General features: G+C 30.7%; 18 protein-coding genes and 3 riboswitches. Of the genes, 1 reads left to right on the top strand and 17 read right to left on the bottom strand.

What is annotated here, in order from left to right:
- From Q326_RS17650 to Q326_RS0115310, 15 genes are all read right to left on the bottom strand, one after another.
- On the bottom strand, positions 1-198 hold a 198-nt coding region (locus tag Q326_RS17650; RefSeq protein WP_034602549.1), incomplete at its 3' end, for a UPF0236 family transposase-like protein.
- A 72-nt stretch (positions 199-270) separates the two neighbouring features.
- Positions 271-1749 (bottom strand): spore germination protein, encoded by a 1479-nt coding sequence (locus tag Q326_RS0115245; protein WP_026896136.1) that lies wholly within the window; start codon positions 1747-1749, stop codon positions 271-273.
- Between the two features lie 24 nt (positions 1750-1773).
- Positions 1774-2886 carry a Ger(x)C family spore germination protein gene (locus tag Q326_RS0115250; protein WP_026896137.1) on the bottom strand — a complete coding sequence of 371 codons (1113 nt, stop codon included), beginning with the start codon at positions 2884-2886 and terminating at the stop codon, positions 1774-1776.
- On the bottom strand, positions 2867-3961 hold the full coding sequence (locus tag Q326_RS0115255) for an endospore germination permease (protein ID WP_026896138.1): 1095 nt from the start codon (positions 3959-3961) through the stop codon (positions 2867-2869). The genes Q326_RS0115250 and Q326_RS0115255 overlap by 20 nt, the downstream gene beginning before the upstream one ends.
- Before the next feature lie 115 nt (positions 3962-4076).
- Complete coding sequence (locus tag Q326_RS0115260) at positions 4077-4874, bottom strand: transglutaminase-like domain-containing protein (protein WP_026896139.1); 798 nt, start codon at positions 4872-4874, stop codon at positions 4077-4079.
- A gap of 12 nt (positions 4875-4886) precedes the next feature.
- A riboswitch (cyclic di-GMP riboswitch) is annotated at positions 4887-4962 on the bottom strand.
- Positions 4963-5028: 66 nt separating this feature from the next.
- Positions 5029-5104, bottom strand: a riboswitch (cyclic di-GMP riboswitch).
- A gap of 65 nt (positions 5105-5169) precedes the next feature.
- Positions 5170-5808 (bottom strand): class D sortase, encoded by a 639-nt coding sequence (locus tag Q326_RS0115265; protein WP_026896140.1) that lies wholly within the window; start codon positions 5806-5808, stop codon positions 5170-5172.
- Between the two features lie 49 nt (positions 5809-5857).
- Positions 5858-6241 carry a hypothetical protein gene (locus tag Q326_RS0115270; protein WP_026896141.1) on the bottom strand — a complete coding sequence of 128 codons (384 nt, stop codon included), beginning with the start codon at positions 6239-6241 and terminating at the stop codon, positions 5858-5860.
- Positions 6242-6320: 79 nt separating this feature from the next.
- A complete protein-coding gene (locus Q326_RS0115275; protein WP_026896142.1) occupies positions 6321-7139 on the bottom strand; it encodes a hypothetical protein in 819 nt (272 codons plus the stop codon).
- A 90-nt stretch (positions 7140-7229) separates the two neighbouring features.
- Complete coding sequence (locus tag Q326_RS0115280; protein ID WP_026896143.1) at positions 7230-7829, bottom strand: TasA family protein; 600 nt, start codon at positions 7827-7829, stop codon at positions 7230-7232.
- A gap of 40 nt (positions 7830-7869) precedes the next feature.
- A riboswitch (cyclic di-GMP riboswitch) is annotated at positions 7870-7945 on the bottom strand.
- Between the two features lie 45 nt (positions 7946-7990).
- Positions 7991-8551 (bottom strand): signal peptidase I, encoded by a 561-nt coding sequence (locus tag Q326_RS17655; RefSeq protein ID WP_051531548.1) that lies wholly within the window; start codon positions 8549-8551, stop codon positions 7991-7993.
- 15 nt (positions 8552-8566) lie between these two features.
- Entirely contained in the window at positions 8567-11608 is a 3042-nt protein-coding gene (locus Q326_RS17660; protein ID WP_034602550.1) for a vWA domain-containing protein, read from the bottom strand.
- A gap of 408 nt (positions 11609-12016) precedes the next feature.
- Complete coding sequence (locus Q326_RS0115295; protein ID WP_026896144.1) at positions 12017-13249, bottom strand: bacterial transcriptional activator domain-containing protein; 1233 nt, start codon at positions 13247-13249, stop codon at positions 12017-12019.
- A 234-nt stretch (positions 13250-13483) separates the two neighbouring features.
- Positions 13484-13957, bottom strand: a complete 474-nt coding sequence (locus tag Q326_RS0115300) for a GNAT family N-acetyltransferase (RefSeq protein ID WP_169733597.1) — start codon at positions 13955-13957, stop codon at positions 13484-13486.
- A gap of 435 nt (positions 13958-14392) precedes the next feature.
- On the bottom strand, positions 14393-15580 hold the full coding sequence (locus tag Q326_RS0115305) for a coenzyme F420-0:L-glutamate ligase (protein ID WP_026896146.1): 1188 nt from the start codon (positions 15578-15580) through the stop codon (positions 14393-14395).
- 102 nt (positions 15581-15682) lie between these two features.
- A complete protein-coding gene (locus Q326_RS0115310; protein WP_026896147.1) occupies positions 15683-16138 on the bottom strand; it encodes a GNAT family N-acetyltransferase in 456 nt (151 codons plus the stop codon).
- A 204-nt stretch (positions 16139-16342) separates the two neighbouring features.
- Between Q326_RS0115310 and Q326_RS0115315 the strand changes: the two genes are divergently transcribed.
- The gene (locus Q326_RS0115315; RefSeq protein WP_026896148.1) at positions 16343-17239 is read left to right on the top strand and encodes a cation diffusion facilitator family transporter; all 897 of its coding nucleotides are present in this window, start codon (positions 16343-16345) and stop codon (positions 17237-17239) included.
- Between the two features lie 214 nt (positions 17240-17453).
- Here the strand turns inward: Q326_RS0115315 and Q326_RS0115320 are convergent, their stop codons facing one another.
- Together Q326_RS0115320 and Q326_RS0115325 are read right to left on the bottom strand one after the other, a co-directional pair.
- Positions 17454-18617 carry a M20 family metallopeptidase gene (locus Q326_RS0115320; RefSeq protein WP_026896149.1) on the bottom strand — a complete coding sequence of 388 codons (1164 nt, stop codon included), beginning with the start codon at positions 18615-18617 and terminating at the stop codon, positions 17454-17456.
- The gene (locus Q326_RS0115325) at positions 18617-19855 is read right to left on the bottom strand and encodes a Zn-dependent hydrolase (RefSeq protein ID WP_026896150.1); all 1239 of its coding nucleotides are present in this window, start codon (positions 19853-19855) and stop codon (positions 18617-18619) included. Before Q326_RS0115325 ends, Q326_RS0115320 begins: the two co-directional genes overlap by 1 nt.
- Positions 19856-19867 lie beyond the last annotated feature (12 nt).

Consider the following 19867-nt stretch of genomic DNA (forward strand, 5'->3'; position numbering starts at 1 on the left):
CATTACTGTCTTGATACATGTTTTCTTGAAACCTTTATTTCTATATATCTTCTTATCTCTTTCTTTCATTAGCTCATCATCTAGTTGATTAAGTAGCTCTGTGATTATTTCACATGCCTGACGGCAAACAAATTCATAAATCCTTTTCTCTAAATCCTTGAAATTTATATCCATTTCCTTTAAACTTATCTTATACATGTAATCACCTAACTTTCTAGTTTTCTTCGCAGATACTATTATATTGGATGATGCATGTATATGAAAGATGCCTTAAGGCATCTTTTTTATTTTTTGTCCTTTTTGCCTACTAAAATTATACTCTAAGTATTTTCGGTATTTGTTTGTGGTACTCAAAAAATCTGGTCTGTCCTTATTAGTATCTATGTTGCTCAATAAATAATCTTTTAAATCCTTCAAATTCAATGGGGTAACAGGGGCCATATATGGTACTCCAAAGCTTTCTGTTGATACCAATAGAATTATTACTATTGAATATCCCATAATAAACCCAAATAGTCCAAAGATTCCTGTCAATATGAGGAGTAAAAATTTTAAAATCCTAAAGGCATTTACAATAGTATAATCAGGTATGGCAAAGGATGACATAGAAGAAAGGGAAACTATTATTACCATTAATGGACTAACTAATCCTGCTGCTACTGCTGCTTGGCCTATAACTATAGCTCCTACTATACCTATGGCAGGACCTATCTGTTTTGGTAATCTAATACTGGATTCCCTCAAGAGTTCAGAAATCATCTCCATTAATACTGCTTCAAAAAAAGCATTTACAGGCACAGCTACCCTCGAAGAGGCTAAAGCTAATATATATTGGGACGGAAGTAAATCAGGTTGAAATCCCACTACAGTCACATACAACGAAGAAAGTGTTAAAGAGATAGTAAGGGCAATAATCCTTAATAATTTAGTAAATACAGATAAATATGTATTTTCATAGTGATCGTCCCCTGAATCTAAAAATTGATAAAAAGTTTTAGGCATAATAAGGGCAAAATTACTACCTTCAACCAATAAACATACCTTGCCGTCTAATATATTTGCTGAGGCAGATTCTGAACGCTCTGCCACACCTATTTGTGGAAAAACATTATAACTTTCTGATATCATCTTTTGAATATATGAAGACTCAATTATTGCATCTATAGAAATCTTATTCAATCTTTTATTTACTTCTTCTACATACTTGGGATTTGTAATTCCTCTTATATATATCAATGCCACACTAGTTTTACTTTTTTTACCTAAAATCTTTTTTTCAATACATAAATCAGGGTCTTTTATCCTATACCTTATCAAGGATAAATTAGTCTGAAAATTTTCAGTAAATGCATCTTTAGGTGCCCTTATAGTAGTTTCTATAAGGGGTGTGTCCACATTCCTTTTTTCCACTTTAAATGTTTCCATTACTATATATTTTTTGAAATTGTCTATTATTAATATACTTTTTCCTTGGAAAATATAGTCCCTGATTTTTTTCTCATCACCATCTGTATATGCATTGTCTAAATATAATACTGTTTTTATAATACTATCAGGATCTAACTTTTCTTTTTTTGAATATGTCAATAAGGGTTTAATTATCTCTCCAGATATCCTTTTTCTATCACTAATTTCTGGTATATATAATAAATACATATTATTTTTTTGTACGTCTATTTCCCGTACAACTATACCATTCTTATCTTTATTTATACATTCTAATTCCCTTATTATTGGATTTTTCAACATATATCATATCTCCCATATATCTAATCATTTCAATACTTCAATTATATTGGTCCCTACAATCTTCAAATCTATATTAATCTTTATATCTGACCTTGGATATTCTGTTTTCCAGTCCAATTCTCTATATATTTCTGGATTTTGAGCATTGAAATATTTAGCAAATCCATAAAAATCACATTTGTACTCTTCTTTAGATCTGTTAATCTGTTTCATAATATGTTCTTTTATTTTTTCTGTTGCTTGTTTTTCTAATTTTTCAATTTCTTCTTTCGTTATTTTTTCATCCTTATATAAATATTGTATATTGGAATCCATCTTTAAATCTATATTTATATTTACTTTGCCTTTAGAGTAATCTGTTTTAATTTTTTTGTCTTTTACTTTTGTTCTTATGGAAGCCTTGTTATTGCTATAATTAAATACATCTACTGTAACAGCATCAGGTATCATCAAAAAAAGTATACCCTTTGCCTCATCAGCATTTACTACATCTATTAGCTTTGAATCTTTTATAATTCCCAATCCTAGATATTTAGATGTACTTTTCTCTACTGTTATATATGGTATAACATATCCTATTTCTTCTATAGCCATATTATTCTCTATACTATAAGATGTAACATATATACTCATGCCATTTTCACTTAAATATCTTATGGTATCCTCTATAGAGTGACCTACAGATATATTATTCTTTACTTTATTTGAAAATATCTCTTTCGGTGATTTATCACTTATGGCTACTAATGCAGAACTTCTCAATCCATATAATCTATCCACCCTATTTATATAACTCTTTATTCCATCTTCAGCATATCTTCTACTAAATACCAATACCCTTGTGGCCCCTGCAAAATCTAGAGATGGTTCCTGTCTGTCAATATCATTTCTAGCTTTTTCAAAGTTTTCTCCCTGGGCCTCATATAGATTGACTCCAGTTATTTCTACTTCTTCAGTGCTTTTAGTCGTTAATTCTGCAACCTCATTAATAAATTGAATTTCATTTGTATTTTCATAATAGTCTACACCAATTGACAAACTTACACTTTTTTTATTTAGATCTTTATAGTTCCAGCATCCACAAACAAAAATTGATAATATACATATTAATATAATCTTAATCACTAATTTTTTCATTGTTTTTCACCTTTACTCCAATATATATTATTATAGGCATTACTATTAAAAATAATGGGCTTACTTTAGAAACTACACTCAATACTGATTTAACTTGACTTATTTTTCTTGGTAATATAGAAAGAATAAATGATACTAGTACTATGAATATAGTAATCTTGATAAAACTTATCTTAGGAAATATTTTTTTTGTAAAAAAAGCTGTCCCATAAAGCCAAATACTCGTAGAACATAAAATATCCATTGACCAAAATATGAAGAAAAAACCATCAAATCTCTTTAAAATATCAAGATATTGTATATCAATACCTCTTAAAACTTGGAATAATGTACTTTTCTGATTGATTATGCCCCTTATACCTGTAATGGATATATTAGATTCAAAAATTAGTATATATATAATCCCTATCAATCCAACTGTAATTAGGTTATATTTAAGTATAGACCTATTTTTCTTTTTATCCATAGGTATCATGTATAATATTTCAACTCCAATAAACGCAAATAATAATTTCCTTATTGCCCCAATATATTTAAAGATATCACTTCTCACGAAAAAGGGCTTCATATTAATGATTTCTCCATAACTAAATATAAATATTATGGTAGATATTATTCCAAATATTGCTATTGTTATGTAAAGCTCAACTAATCTTGCAATCGCATTTAGTCTTTTTATAACTGCTAAAAACACTACCCCATAAAAAAGTATCATTGTTGACCATACAGGTGTCTTATTTAAAAATAATAATTTTATTATCTCAGAATACATCCTTGTTATCATAGTAAATATGGTTAAAAAATATAGTATATAGCTAATTATTATTATTTTTGTAATAATAGAGCCAAAAATATCACTGGAATATTCATCTAGAGTCTTACCTGGATTATTATATTGAGTAGTAGTTATAATATATGTCATGAACATCAATAATAGTGTCGATAAAGCTAAAGTAACCCATCCTCCTGTACCAGCACTACTAGCAACATCCTTTGGCAAGTCTATTATTCCATACCCCACCGTGACAGCATATAATATTAATGAAATTTGTCTATTAGTTAACCCAGTATTCATACCCATATCCCCTTTTGAAGTAATTAATAAATATATTTCCTTTATTTTTTACAATTTCCATTATATATATTCTAGATTTTAATTATATGGGCAAATAAAAAAAATCAGGGATAATTTAATATTCCCTGATTTTTTCATATTCTTTATTATCTTTTATCATATCGTAACTTGTCCCATTTTCTTTCATAGTCGCATCATAAATAGTATCTATTGTTACCCACTTGCCTTCTTCTTTTATATAGACTTCATTCCATGCATGATATACATCTATATCATTTTTATTTCCCTTTACAAGCTTAGTGGGTATATTCAAACTTCTCAACATTGCGCCATATAAAGATGAATAATCATAGCAAATACCTTTCTTTTCCTGTAAAGTATTATCTATATTAGGTATATAATTATCATTTATATTTTGTATCTTTTCACTATCATACTTTATATTTTCTATTATATACTCATATATTACCTTTATCTTATCTTTGTCATTGTTTATATCTTTAGTTAATTCTTTAGCCAATTTTATAGCTTCCATATCTTGTGACCACTCAACAGGTTGCGCAGATTGTAAATAAATCGACATATCATCTTCTATATCTACATTAATCTGTTTCTTCTCTAATATCTTGTATTTGTTACCTGATACATTCTCTAAAAAAAATAATTCATATTCACCTGAGCCTAATTGTAAAGGAACAATTTCTTCAGTTTTATTTATACTATAATAGTACTTGCTATCATCCTTTTGAACCATTAATTTAAAATTACCATTAAGATTTTCAGCATTTATTTTTAATAATCCCTTTTCTATATTATCTACATTAAATACTCCAACAGCATCTGCCAATACAACAGTATTTAAAAATAATACTAATACAATTATAAATATAATGCTTGTCCCTTTTAACCTCATAGTAAACCCTCCTTCGGTAACTGGCTGCCATTTTACAGGCCCTTTAGCTTTGCGTCCTTAGGTTTCCCTAAGTTTGCCTTTATCGTTTGAAAGTTTACTTTCAAACAATATAATTAAACATTTATTTTAATATATAAATAAAAAAACTAACCGCTTCGGTAGCTGGCTGCCATTTCAAAGGCCCTTTAGCTTTGCGTCCCTAAGTTTCCCTAGGTTTGCTATTATCGGTGGATAGTTATATATTCAATTATTATATTTATACCCATGATACCATGTTTAAACCAAAAAGTAAATTTTATTCTAAAATTTTCCCTTTTATAATTAACCTTGAGGAAGGTTCCGTACTATAGTCACAAGTTACCAATGTTATAATTTTATCTTTACCATTTCCCAATAATACCTCTATATTTTCAGGTGATATTATAACCTTTTGAAACACATCATACCTATAGGTATGCTTTCCATCATCAACTTCTATAATATCGCCAATATTTAATTCTCCCAGTCTATTGAAATTTCTTCCATATGTTCTGTTTCTATGTCCAGCTATGGCATAATTACCTAATTTGCCCATTTCCCCAGTATTGTCTATACTGGCTACTGATATATCTAAATTTTTTTTTGTTGCTCCTGACAAAATAGGCTGGTAAAAATTTATCTTATCTATTTTCATTGTTCCTTCCATATTTTTTTCAATATATTTTTCTGTCCATTCAGCCTCTTCTTTTGAGCTTCTATTTTCCTCAACTTCATATGTATTCATTTCTTTTCTTTGTAAAATATTTTCACTGATTTCCACTTGTGAAAATGAAGTCTCCCAACCTTCTAGTATCTTTTTTTGTTTATAATCATTATACTTCTCCAAAGCTGTTGGATACAAGATTATTGCTATACCAACAAAAATTAATAGATAGGAAAATATTTTTTTAATCATACTATTTCATTCCCCATTATTGTATTTATAGTAAAAATCCATATGTCTTTTATCCATATTTTTGGGTCAATATCCTTACCTTCTCCATTTTTATATCTGTTATATCACTTATAAACAATATTAAATACTGACTTTCATCACTTAATATACTTATTAGATACCATCGATTTAATTCTTTTAGATATTTTTCATATTTCTTACTAGTTTTTGGTATCATATTAAAATATATTTCTCTTAAATCAAAAATATTATCTTCAAAATCAGTAACAATATCTGTCATTCTTTTCCCTATAAGGTCTGTACATCTTATTCCTAATATATCTTCAAAATTATTACTAGCATCAAAAAATATATAATCAATAAATCTTCCTGTTCTGTCAAGTAACGGCTTAAAGAACACATATACATCTTGTTTAGCAGAATATTCAAGCATCCTTTTCACTTCCTTCAACATTAAACAATGTTTTAATAAATTCTTAATTTAAATTAATAGCTGAGAGATTAGCTCTCAGCTATTTTCTTTTTCCTATTGCTACTCCCCCTAATATAGCAATTATTCCAATAGAGTACATCACTATAGGTATATCTTCTCCAGTCTTTGGCATCAAAGGTATACCCTGAGGTACTTCTTCTTGTATTTCAATTATTTCTTCAACATTCTGTGCCTTTACTTTTTCTATATTTTTTGGAACCCCTTGAGGTATTTCTTCTTGTATTATTATCTCTTCCTCTATTTCTTCTCTTGTATCATCATTTCTATCTTTTCTTCTCTTTCTTCCATTATCATTGTCATCATCGTCATCATCAGTATTATCTCCAGACGATTTGGATTCAGCAGTGAATATCCACTTAACTTCTAAAGATTTTCCTTGAAACTCGTTTCCTGTTTCAGATCCTGGAAGATGTATTTCAGCTTCTAGTTCTTCTATATCTCCTCTATCTATTTTGCCTAAGCTTATATTTTCTGTTGCAAAGTCTTTTATGATACCTTCAAATATCTTATCTCCTTGATATGTGATTTCCAATTCTAATTGATCAAACAAATCTATTTTTTCTATTTCTCCTACCTTTTCTGCTGTCATATATAGATTGAAAGGATCCTCATAATTGTTTTTGATGGTAAGTTTTGCACTTTTTCTATCTCCAGGATTAAGATTGCTTAAATCAAAAAGCTTTTCTCCAGAAGGTTCTATAATGAGTCCTAAATCTTCTCCTATAATCTCGAGATCTTCAGCATAGGTATATGTTCTATTATTTAATATATTTCCATTTATAGTAATCACCGATAATATGACTACTGTTATTGTCAAACAAACAACCCATTTTTTCATGTCACCTGCCCTCCTTTATAAGGGGGTCTCCTTATTTTTGTTAAAGGCATATGAAAACCATATGCCTTTATAAATTGTAAACACTATTTTTTATTGATCATCTTCTTCTGGAGCTGGTGTTGGATCTACAGGTGCTGACCATTCTTTTACACCTACTGGAAGTTCTGTTAATTCCCAAGTATCCTTATATGCCTCATGTGATGCCTGCACAGCTTCAGCCTTTACTGATATCTTTAAAACTGCTCCTTGATAATCATTACTTGTTTCAGCCCCTATAAATTCTACTTCATCTAATAACAGACTTGTTTCTTCTCCTTCATTTAAAATATGTTTGTAATAATAATAATCCCCTTGTTTTACCCAATCAGAATTATTTGCAAGAATTAAATCTACATTTCCACTGGAAAGGTCATAGCCCTCTTTATGCCATTCTGGAGTTAAGCTAACCCTTACATAACTCTTCTTAGAACCATTACTTATTACTGATACGTCTTTATTAGTTGTGTCCCCTGGATTCCAATTAGTTATATCTGAAAAACCATGTTCATTAACTTCTATCTCTACTGTCCCTGCTGTAAATGCATTTACTACTGGCTCTGGATTACTTGTAAACCAAGCCATAGTTCCTCCAACAACTAAAAGTGATAACAATGCAACCGTTGATAAAATAACCATTAATCTCTTTTTCATTTTATGACCTCCTTAAATTTTTGAGAACGTTAAAATTTAATTCGGCAACTGGCTACCATTTTACAGGTCCTCTAGCTTTGCGTCCTTAGGTTTCCCTAAGTTTGCTATTATCGTTTTCCTCCTATGTAGTTCCATTGATGTTTTGATACTATAAGATTTCTCTACACATCATTCCCTTTCTTTCTTTTATACCTACTATAAAATTGAATAATAATAAGTAATATAAGGGGTACTACTATTAATGTTATAAATCCTGTTTTAGTCCTTATAAATCCCATTAACACACCTATATATGGTACCCAAAATATTGATTTTCCTATGAGATGGCTTTCATTTAGTGGTAAAGGATCTTTCGTTTCATTTGCATCTCCCTTAGTTATAAAGCTTATTTCATCATCTTTTTTTATTTTTACTACTCTATGGGTAACAACGGTGTCCTCAAGACCTCTATAAGTTATTACATCACCAGAATCTATATCATTAGCATCAACTTCTTTAACTATGACTAAACTACCTACTTTTATAGTGGGGGTCATGCTACCACTTTCAACTATATACATCCTATAGCTTCCTATTGAAGGAACATCTCCTGTCATTCTACTTTGTATTAGGAAAAATATTAATACAATCATTATTGCCATAAAGACATAAAAAATTATATTCTCAACTATTTTCAATATCTTTATAAAAGAATTGTTTTTTTGTTTTATATCCTTTTCCATTTTATCGCCCCTTCACTATACTAATGCAACTGCAATTTTTTTCTCCTGTACAATTTGAGGTAAGGGCTCTTTGAAATATAAAGCTATATCCTTGTTGGTGTCTTTTGTTGTATTCTCTCCATTGAACATATTTACCGTAAAACTATTTATAGCTTCATCTTCATCATAAAACCAGCTGTCATTGCTTCTCTTATTGGTAACTGTTATATTTTTATCTAAACTATTAGCAGTAATATTGACAGCATTAGCACTTATTCCTACTAATTTATAATTCATAGGCACAACTTCCTTTATCTGATAATTACCTGGCCTTAGATATCCTAATGTTACTGAATCTCCATCTCTAATTGATTTAGCCCATCTCTTTCCATCGGGACCATATATCCATATTACAAATTTTCTATTTGTACTCTCATTCTTAACTACTTTATTAATTGTAATGCTTCCCTTAATTACTTTTATAGCTATCTCGTCAGTATCTGTACATGCTCCACAGACTTCACTGCCATATTTGTCATTAACTGTCAATGTATATGTTGTATCATCTCTAGGAGAAACTTGGGGATTCATATCATGGGATATCCATTCAGGATCATTACTACTACTCCATGTATAAGTATATGGTGGATAACCTGAAGTCACAGTTAAATTGTCTCCTAATCCTATGATATCTTCAATTATTATCTCCTTATCCTCTCCTAAATCCACCGATAATGGTGGTTGTACATTTACATTGGGTATAGGAAAATCTTTTGTACTATGATTTCCATTTACATCGTTATAATCTAATTTAGCCCAATCATTAGTAGGTATACTCTCTCCTCCTTGAAATGAACATTTTGCCCTTAATCTATAAGTTAAACTACTCTCATTGATTATAGTGCCAGGTGTCCATCTTATAGTTCTTGTATCTTCATCATAACTTACATCATCATTTTCGCTGAAATCACTTAATAATACAAAATTATCATTTATTACATCAATAACCTCCGCATCCTTGGCAGAATAACCTAATTGACCAGCTATGTTCTCATATATATCCGATAAATCAACTGCCGAATCTGTTTCATAATATCCTGCATTTTGTGCTCTATCCAATGTATCCCTTGCTATATCTAAAGAATTAGATGGAACTTCTCCTAATAAACCTACAGTAAATACTTGAACATCACCACCAAATTGAGCATTTCGACCAGCTTCATATGCTGCTATGGTATGACTATTATGGTTATCAGGATTACTAGGTCCATATTCCCTTCCTATGCTTACTGTTGGGACTCCATCAGTTAATAACACTATGGCTTTATTTGCCTCTGGCCTTCCATAAGAGGACATCAAATTACTAGCCCTTATGAATCCAGCCTCAGTATTAGTACCTCCATTGGCTACGATACTATTAATAGCTCCTTTTAAAGAAGATAAGTTGTTAGAGAAATTGGAATTTATAGATGTATCATCATATAGATTTCCATCGTCCCACCATCCCCAAAATAAAAAATCGTGATATTCTCCTACATATTCGAAACTTACCACAGCAACTCTATTATTGGGATTATTATTTAATACCTTTTCTGTAAATTCCTTTGCCGCATCCTTAGCATAATCCATAGAACTGGGACTACCTGATTTCATACTACCAGATCTATCTATTACCAACACTACATCTAACGGGGTTTCTGGAGGTGTTCCAGTAATATCCAATTTCACTTCATATTCTCTACAGCCTTCTACTTCATTTGCCCTCTTATCTACTACTATAGTATCAGTATAATTTGTTACAATAGAATCTAAAGACTTAGCCATTAAACTCCTAGCCATTCTCTTACTTGAGATTCTTTTAATCACACCTAATTTTTCTAAATATTCCTCGGGTATTTTCTCATACATTTGTTTCTCTATAAAATCACTATCACATTCTTCGTGAATCTTATCTGGCCCCTTTAGCTGAACTATTGATGTTTCTTCCTCATTTAATATTATTTCTTCACTTACTGCTGTAATATATACCTTATTAACTAACATCTTATTTTCTATTCCCTTTTCAGATAGCACCTGGTAATTTGTATGAATAGACCTTTCTTCACCTACAGGTAATAGTTCTATAAAATCATCTACTCCTGTCAAATCATCTTCAACACCTATATCAGTAATATCAACATTACCATTATTAATTATATTTATAGTGTATTCTATAGGTTCCCAAAATTTATACGCATCCCTATCAGTTTCAACGGACACATATAAGCTTGGCTCAGGTATTACCTCTGGAACTATAGGCTCCAATGGCAACTCTGGTGGTATTACTTCTTCAGGTGGAATTACTGGCTCCTCTGGTAGCTCTACTGGCTCTTCGGGTGTCTCATCTGGCTCCTCTGGCGTCTCCACTGGCTCTTCTGGCGTCTCTGCTGCTTCTTCTGGCGTCTCTACTGGCTCCTCTGGCGTCTCTGCTGGCTCCTCTGGCGTCTCCACTGGCTCCTCTGGCGTCTCCACTGGCTCTTCTGGCGTCTCTGCTGGTTCTTCTGGCGTCTCCACTGGTTCCTCTGGCGTCCCCACTGGTTCTTCCGGCGTCTCTACTGGTTCCTCTGGCGTCTCCACTGGTTCTTCCGGCGTCTCTACTGGTTCCTCTGGCGTCTCCACTGGTTCTTCCGGCGTCTCTACTGGTTCTTCCGGCGTCTCTACTGGTTCCTCTGGCGTCTCCACTGGTTCTTCTGCACTATCTGATGAATCCTCTGTACTATCTGATGAATCCTCTGTACTATCTGTTGAATCCTCTGCATTATCCGTTGAATCCTCTGCATTATCCGTTGAATCCTTTACACTATCTGTTGAATCCTCTGCATTATCTGTTGAATCCTCTGCATTATCTGTTGAATCCTCTACATTATCTGTTGAATCCTCTGCATTATCTGTTGAATCCTCTGCATTATCTGTTGAATCCTCTACTTTTTCATTTACTGAGTCACTATTACTCGCACCATATGCTATATTGCCAAAGCCACTGCCTAATATCAATACTAATATAAGCAGATAAGCAACCCCTAATTTCATTTTTCTCATAAATATTTTCACCTCCCGTCTATACTAATAATATTTTTAAAATATCCTTTGCATTTGTATTAAATCTCTTATGCTAAATATAACATTTAGTGGTTTCATATAAAATTTATTCCAATTTCATATATATTATTACTTAATTTATTTCTGATTTTTTGTTAGTTTAATGCTAATTACATTTTAATTACATTTTAGTTACATGAATTTGAACAATAAAATAACTGGGACTAATCCCAGTTCAAACTAATAACAAAAAGTATAAAATAGTTAATAGTTCAATGATGAAATCCATAGGATTTCCACCATCAACTACTAGCTACTAACTAATTTTATACCTTTGTCGTAACTATATATTTGGCAATAATCTAAACTCAGACTCATCCCAGTATTCTATAATTCATATGTATTCAATTAAAAATTAGATAATATTTTATTAAACCGAAATCTTAGATTCCATTGAGCACATAACACCTCTTCTTCAAATGCCCTTTCAATCCTAAACTCTATTTTATGTAAACAAGTTTCTTTTAAATTCGAAAACATTACTATAGATTGATTCTCATTCCAAAACGTAAATACATCACCTTTTCTAAGTCTTTTTGATAATATATTTTTTAATACATTCTTTGCCTGCCTCAATTCTACTTCTGATTTATTATCCATTATGCAATCTAAGGTAATAAGGGCTATAAAAGTATCTGTATTGTTTCTGTCACTCTTTCTCTTCTCTAAATTATATAGAAATTTAAAATACTCTAAATCACAATACATAGCTCCTTTAAAGTCTGTATCTTTCAATCTCTTTTCTATAAAAAATAAATCAGTTACAACCTTTTCTTCATTCTCAATCTGTATTTTTCTATAAATATCTTTCATTGCCATAGAAGGCTTTATTCCAAAATCTTTATATAATTTGTATGTAGTATATTCATAATGACTCATAGCTTGCTTTATTTGTCCTATCTTAAGTAATGCCTCCATATAATATATATGAAGAACTTCTTCAAATGGTTGAACCGATATCCCTATTTCACACACTTCTATTATTGTACTATAGTCTTCTTCACTTTTTAGATGCTCAATTAACTTTATAATTGTCTGCAAATATATACGATTATATCTATTTCTTATAGGTATAATCCAATCCCCATAACTTCCTTCACCCATATATTCACCTTTATACATATAAACTGCCTCTTTATACTTTTGTATTGCCTCCAACTTATCTATAGAAAGTAGCTTATTTGCATGAAATATCTTTTCTTCAAATATTTCATAATCCATTTTACATCTTTCACATGTATTAAAAACATAATATCCATTTGAAAATTCAATATTGAATAAAGTATTGTCGCATTTTACTTCTTTCCTTATTTCTTCTAGTATTTTTCTAAGCCTAAATATTTGAGTTCTTAAAACATTTTTAGGATTGCTCGAGCTATTATATTCTAGGGCATGGTCTATTATAGTTTCAGCTAATAATTTTTTACCTTTAAAGGATATAAAGTATTTAAATAATCCCAATATTTTATAAGACCTACCTAACTTATCTATTATTGAATCCCCTCGTATTTTGATATCGAAATTGCCCAATGTTATTACTTCTATTCTATCCTCACACACCTCTTCTAAGCATTTATCCATTCTATAACACCCCCATTCTTTAGCAACAAATAAAAGAGATTTACTTATAAAAGTAATTTTTATTTAAATATTTCCAATAATAACTATTAATTGTATATACTTTATTTTATTCCTAATATAATTATAATAGTAAATTTCGTATTTCAATCTAAATTTTATCTAAATTTTTTATAATTGTAACTGAATGCAAAACAAGGTAAGAATCCATGGACTCTTACCTTGTTTTATTGACAATTAACTACTAACTCTATTATATCTATCTAAATACATATATCTCTTATTACTATTCATTTCTTTAAATCCTAAACTTGAATAAAATCCTTTAAGATTTTTAACTCTTCTATTCCTTTTATCTATATCCATATCATATAAAGAATCAAAAGAAGGATCAGATGTTATAGGGTCAGGGTACAATGCCATATACCTGACATTTTCATTTAACATACTTGAAATATTAATTCTAAAGTTGTACAGTATTTCTCTACCTAATCCACTTCCTCTAAAATCAGGCTCAATATAAAATCTATCCAAATGGAAAATATTTTGACCCTTACCTTTAAAACACTTAGTTTCCATGCATAGATTACTACAAATACTAAATGTCTCATCTCCATACAGGTTTAATATTTCTAAAATCTTATCACTCAGTCCTTTTCTATTGATTCTTTGGAAATTAAAGAAATGTCCTGTCAATTCTCCTATTTTCATTGCTTTGTCTTTTTTTCTTTTAATTATATTGTACTTTAGTCCTTTGCAATAATAGTTATCTCTATTACCTACCTCCATTAAATAAGTATTATTAAAATTATGACATTCTAAATCAGTATTGATAATTTCAATCCTCCCTTAATATACAAACAACCCCTTCATCATATACTAATAGATTATCTTATTATGTAACCATATGCAATCTCCCAATATTTGTATTTACAAGGTAGTTTATTATTGGATAAGGATTAAAATAAAGTTTTATATAGAATCTAATTAATTCTTTATATATCTCTATTTTTCAGTATTATTTAATATTTTGTTATAATAAGTAAGTTTACTTATACTAAACATTTTTTGATATAAAAAAGTTAGCAGCTATTAACTACTAACTTTTTTATATCATTACTCTCAGCTAACTATTTTGATAAATATTTACTCTGTAGCATAATTATCAAAATATCCCTGCACTAAAACTACAGGAGTACCCTTGTCACCACTACCACTTGTTAAGTCACATAAGCTTCCTAATAAATCTGTAAGCTGTCTTGGTGTAGTTCCTAAAGATTCTTTTTTATTTAATAGATTCTCTCCTTTTTGTCTAATTTTTTCCTTCATTTTCTCAGTCATTTCTTCTGTATTTAATCCCACAAACTCGGTATCTGCTATATACTTTATTTTTATTTCATTTGGAGTACCTTTAAGCCCATCGGTAAAACCTGGAGAAACCACAGGGTCTGCCAATTCCCATATCTTTCCCTTTGGGTCCTTAAATGCGCCATCTCCATACACCATAACCTCAATATGCTTTCCAGTCTTGTCCTTTAGATTCTGTTGCACTTTATCTACAAAATCTTTTGAATCCCTGGGAAATAATTTTACCTTATCTTCTGTAGCTGTATTGGAACCCAATAGTCCATATTCTGGGTTAAATCCACTCTCTCCTATGGGCTTATCCAATATTTGATCTAATCCTAGAACTTTATCAGCACCTGCCTTTTGCAATATCTTTTTCGTTCTCTCGCTTTCATGTATATTGGCCACGATAATATCTTTAGAATATTTTAAAGCTTTCTTAGGATCATTGCAAAGTACTATTTCTATATTATTATCTATTCCCAAACTTTTATAATATTCTACATAGTCAACACCTGTAAATGGGTGACTAACATTATTTCCAAAAAATTTTCTATATTTTTCTTCAGTCAACATATCTGAAGAAATATCTATATTCAAATCATCCATTTTATCTATATCCATTAGGCAATTTCCAACTTCATCTGAAGGATAATTTAAAAACAAATAAACTTTTTTACCTGTTAATGCTATTCCCTTCAATACTATAGAAAATCTATTTCTACTCAATATAGGAAACAATACCGCTATATCTCCATCAAATTTACTATTTATATCATTAGCTATTTCCTCTATTGTTACATAATTCCCTTGAGCTCTAGCCAATAAGGATTCTGTAATTCCCACTACATCCCTATCTCTAAGTGTAAATTCTCCATCTTTTGATGCTCTAATTATAGAGTCTACTACTATATTAACTAGGTCATCTCCTTCTTTAATTATTGGAGTTCTTATCCCTCTAACTACTGTTCCAACCATTCTAGACATTTTCTTATTCCTCCTATGGTAAATAAAAAATTAAATATTCTTCATATTTTGCACAATGATATTATACCATTAAGATACAAAAAGTGTAACAAGAAAACCATGTTAATTTATCTTTTGCCTTTTAAGTAACATCTCAATATGAGGAATTCCATCTTCTAGATACTCTTTAGATACTTTTATAAATCCCAATGATTCATAAAATTCTTCTAAATAAGATTGTGCCGATATCCTTATTTTATTTTCTTTTAATTCATTAATTATGAAGTCAATAGCATTAGCCATAATATCCTTCGCAATACCTTTACCTCTAACATCTGCTGTAACTAATACCCGTCCTATTGAAACCTCCATATAAGAGACATTTTTATTGGGAATTCTTAAATACCCTATTACACGCTCATTATCCATTGCTACTAAATGATAAGATTCTTGATCTTTTCCATCGCAATCCTGATACACACACTGTTGCTCTACTACAAAAACTTCATTCCTTATCTTCAATATATTATATAGTTCTTCTACTGTGAGCTCTGAAAATTTTTTTATACTTATATTCACCATTTTACCTCCTATATCTTATTAATATTTTAAATCCCATACATTCCATCACTAAACTAATAACTACCACCATTAACTACTAATTTATTTTATATCTCTATTATAATAATAGCTTTAGTAATAATCTATATATTTAATAAACTAATCTATATATAAACTATATATGGGTAATATTATATATGAGATTATATAGGAGGGATATATATGCATAAACATCATTCCCATAATCATAATCATTCAACCACTTCAAATATAAAGATAGCTTTTTTATTAAACTTTTCATTCGCTATTATCGAGATAATAGGTGGTTTATTTATAAATAGTATCGCCATAATATCTGATGCTCTTCATGATTTAGGAGATAGTTTTTCTTTAGGACTATCTTGGTTTCTAGATAAGTATTCTAAAAAAGATGCTAATTTAAAATACTCTTATGGATATAAAAGGTATTCCCTATTAGCAGCATTAATAAACAGTATCATTCTGATAGTAGGTTCTATTTTTATATTAAGTGAAGCTATACCTAGATTGTTAAATCCTGAACCTACAAACCCTAAAGGGATGATAGCCTTTGCAATATTAGGTATAATAATAAATGGTCTTGCTGTGCTTAGACTCAAAAAAGGATCTTCACTAAATGAAAAGGTAGTTAGTTGGCACTTAATGGAAGATTTATTAGGATGGATTGCTGTGCTAATAGCTGGTATTGTTATGTCATTTACAAATATTTATATATTAGATCCCATATTATCAACAATTATAACTTTGTATATCCTATTTAATGTAATAAAAAATTTAAATAAAACTTTTTCTCTCTTTCTTCAGGCAGTCCCAGAGGGATATGATCTAAGAGAAATAGAAAAAAATATATTATCTATTCGAAATGTGCTCAATACCCATCATATTCACATATGGTCTTTAGATAGCGAAAAACATGTATTCACTGCACATTTAGTAGTTAATGACTCTACTTCATTAGAAGATATCAAAAAAATCAAGAAAAAAGTAAAGGTATATCTTCAATCCTTAGAAAATATAGAACATGTAACTTTAGAAATAGAACAGGAAAATGAAGATTGCAGTATATCAGATGATATCTAATATCTCATATTGATCATGTCTAGATAGATCTATAACCCCATTTCCTACTTTTACAATAGGTCTAAAGGTATTGTAGGGAGAGTAGAAAAGCCATCACAAAATCATATATTTTTCAAAAAATCATTACACATATAACATAATAATGAAACCCCTAATATTGTAACATTTTCCAATGTTAAACATTAGGGGTCAATATTAAAATATATATTACATTTTATTCATTTAAAAAATCTATAGCATATTGTGCATATAGTGCAGAGCCTTTTTCCAATGCATCTTCATCCATATTGAATCTTTCATGGTGATGAGGATAGTCACACTCCTTGGCCTCATTCCTTATACCTACAAATGCTATTACTCCTGGGGCCTTTTCTAGATACATAGCAAAGTCCTCTCCCCCTGTTACCTTTTCCATCATTCCTACTGCATCAGTACCATATAACTTCTCCACAACAGTTGTGGCCAATTTAGACGCACCTTCTGTGTTTATAGTAGGAGGTGTTCCATAGGTATACTCCAACTGTGCCTCTGCTCTGTAACTATTTGCAGAATTTTTTGCTATTCGTTCTATTACCTTAGGAAATCTACCCCTTATCTCTGGGTCAAAACATCTAGTAGTTCCTTCTAATACTGCACTACTAGATATTACATTAAATCTAGTTCCTGAATTAAATACTCCTACACTTACTACCGCTGATTGTAATGGGCTTATTTCCCTACTTACTACAGATTGCAAATCCATAACTATGGCTGAACCAGCTACCACGGCATCTATACCTTGATGAGGCAATGAACCATGGCCTCCCAATCCCTTTACTATTATTTTAAACATATCTGCTGAAGCCATCCTAGGTCCAGCCTCTACAGATATTTTTCCATACTCTAAATCACTCCATAGATGTATACCAAAAACACCATCTACTCCGTCCATGCATCCTTCCTCTATCATCTTAGCTGCTCCTTGAGCTAACTCTTCAGCAGGTTGAAAAAAGAGTTTCACAGTACCTTCTAAATCATCTTTCACATCATTTAAAATCTTAGCTGCTCCCAATAACATAGACGTGTGACCATCATGTCCACATGCATGCATAACACCTTCATTCTTTGACTTATACTCTACATCATTTGCTTCTGTCACTTGTAATGCATCCATGTCTGCTCTAAGTGCAACAGTTTTTCCCTTCTCTTTACCTTCTATTGTTGCAACTACACCTGTTCCAGCCATTGATACATAAGGTATTCCCATTTTATCTAATTCTTCCTTTACTCTTTTAGATGTCCTTACTTCTTCCCAACTTATCTCTGGATACATATGAAACTCTCTTCTTAAATCTATTACATAATCCTTATAATTTTTTGCCAAATTTGCTATATTCATCATTCTACCTCCCCTAAACTTAGTACTGTATTGTACATAACTTCTATACCTTTTTGTAACTCATAATAGTCAGTCCACTCTTCAGGACAATGGCTTCTACCATCTTTGCTAGGTACAAATAATAGCCCAACATCAGTTATACCTGCCATTATCATAGCATCATGTCCTGCACCACTTAACATATCTATCTTCGAAAGACCTAATTTCTCACAGTTATTATTAAAATATCTTATTATATCAGTATTTAATTTCACTGGGTCTGCATTTAAACTTTCAAACACTGTATACTCTACAGATTTCTGTTCCTTAACCTTCTTAAGTTCTTCATGTATAAACTCTGTAATTTCATCTATACATTTACTATTTTTAGATCTTATGTCCACCGTAAACTTCACTTCTCCTGGAACAATATTTGCTGCTCCAGGTAATATATTTAAGGTCCCCACTGTGGCCACTGAACCTTCTCCTACCTCTTTGGCCTTATCACTTATCTTGCTTATAACTTTAGTAGCGCTATCTAATGCATCAATCCTCATAGTCATAGGTGTAGTCCCTGCATGGTCTGGTCTTCCCTTTATCACTATATCTAACTGTTTAATTCCTACAATGTGATTTACTATACCTATATCCTTGTTTTCATGCTCTAAAATTGGTCCTTGTTCTATATGCAATTCTAGAAATGCTCTAATATCATTTGAATCTCTTTTTGCATGACCTATCTTATCTGGATCAAATCCAAATTCTTTCATAGCATCGGCTGTAGATATACCTTCCATATCTTTGTATATATCTAACTGCTCCCTAGTTATGGTACCAGCCATAGCTCTACTGCCAAAAAGACCACTTCCAAACCTTCCCCCTTCTTCTTCTATCATTGCAATAAATTCTACAGGGTATTTAAGTTTTATATTTTTTTCTTTAATGACTCTAGCTGTTTCCAATGCAGCAACTACACCTGCATTGCCATCAAAATTTCCTCCATTTTTAACAGAATCATAATGGGAACCTAACATTATTATAGGGCCATCTTTAATGCTACCTTCTAATCTCCCTATTATTGTACAAGCTTCATCCTCATATACTTGAAGTCCTATTTTTTTCATTTCTCCCTTTATATATGCCCTTGCCTGTTTATCTTCTTCTGTTAAAGAAAATCTAGTAAGACCCTCTCCTGGAGTACTGTTAAATTGTCCCAATGTCTCAATATCTTTCTTAATTCTCTCTAATCTAGTATCCATGTTTTTCCTCCT

The organism is Clostridiisalibacter paucivorans DSM 22131 (genome assembly GCF_000620125.1).
GTDB lineage: Bacteria > Bacillota > Clostridia > Tissierellales > Clostridiisalibacteraceae > Clostridiisalibacter > Clostridiisalibacter paucivorans.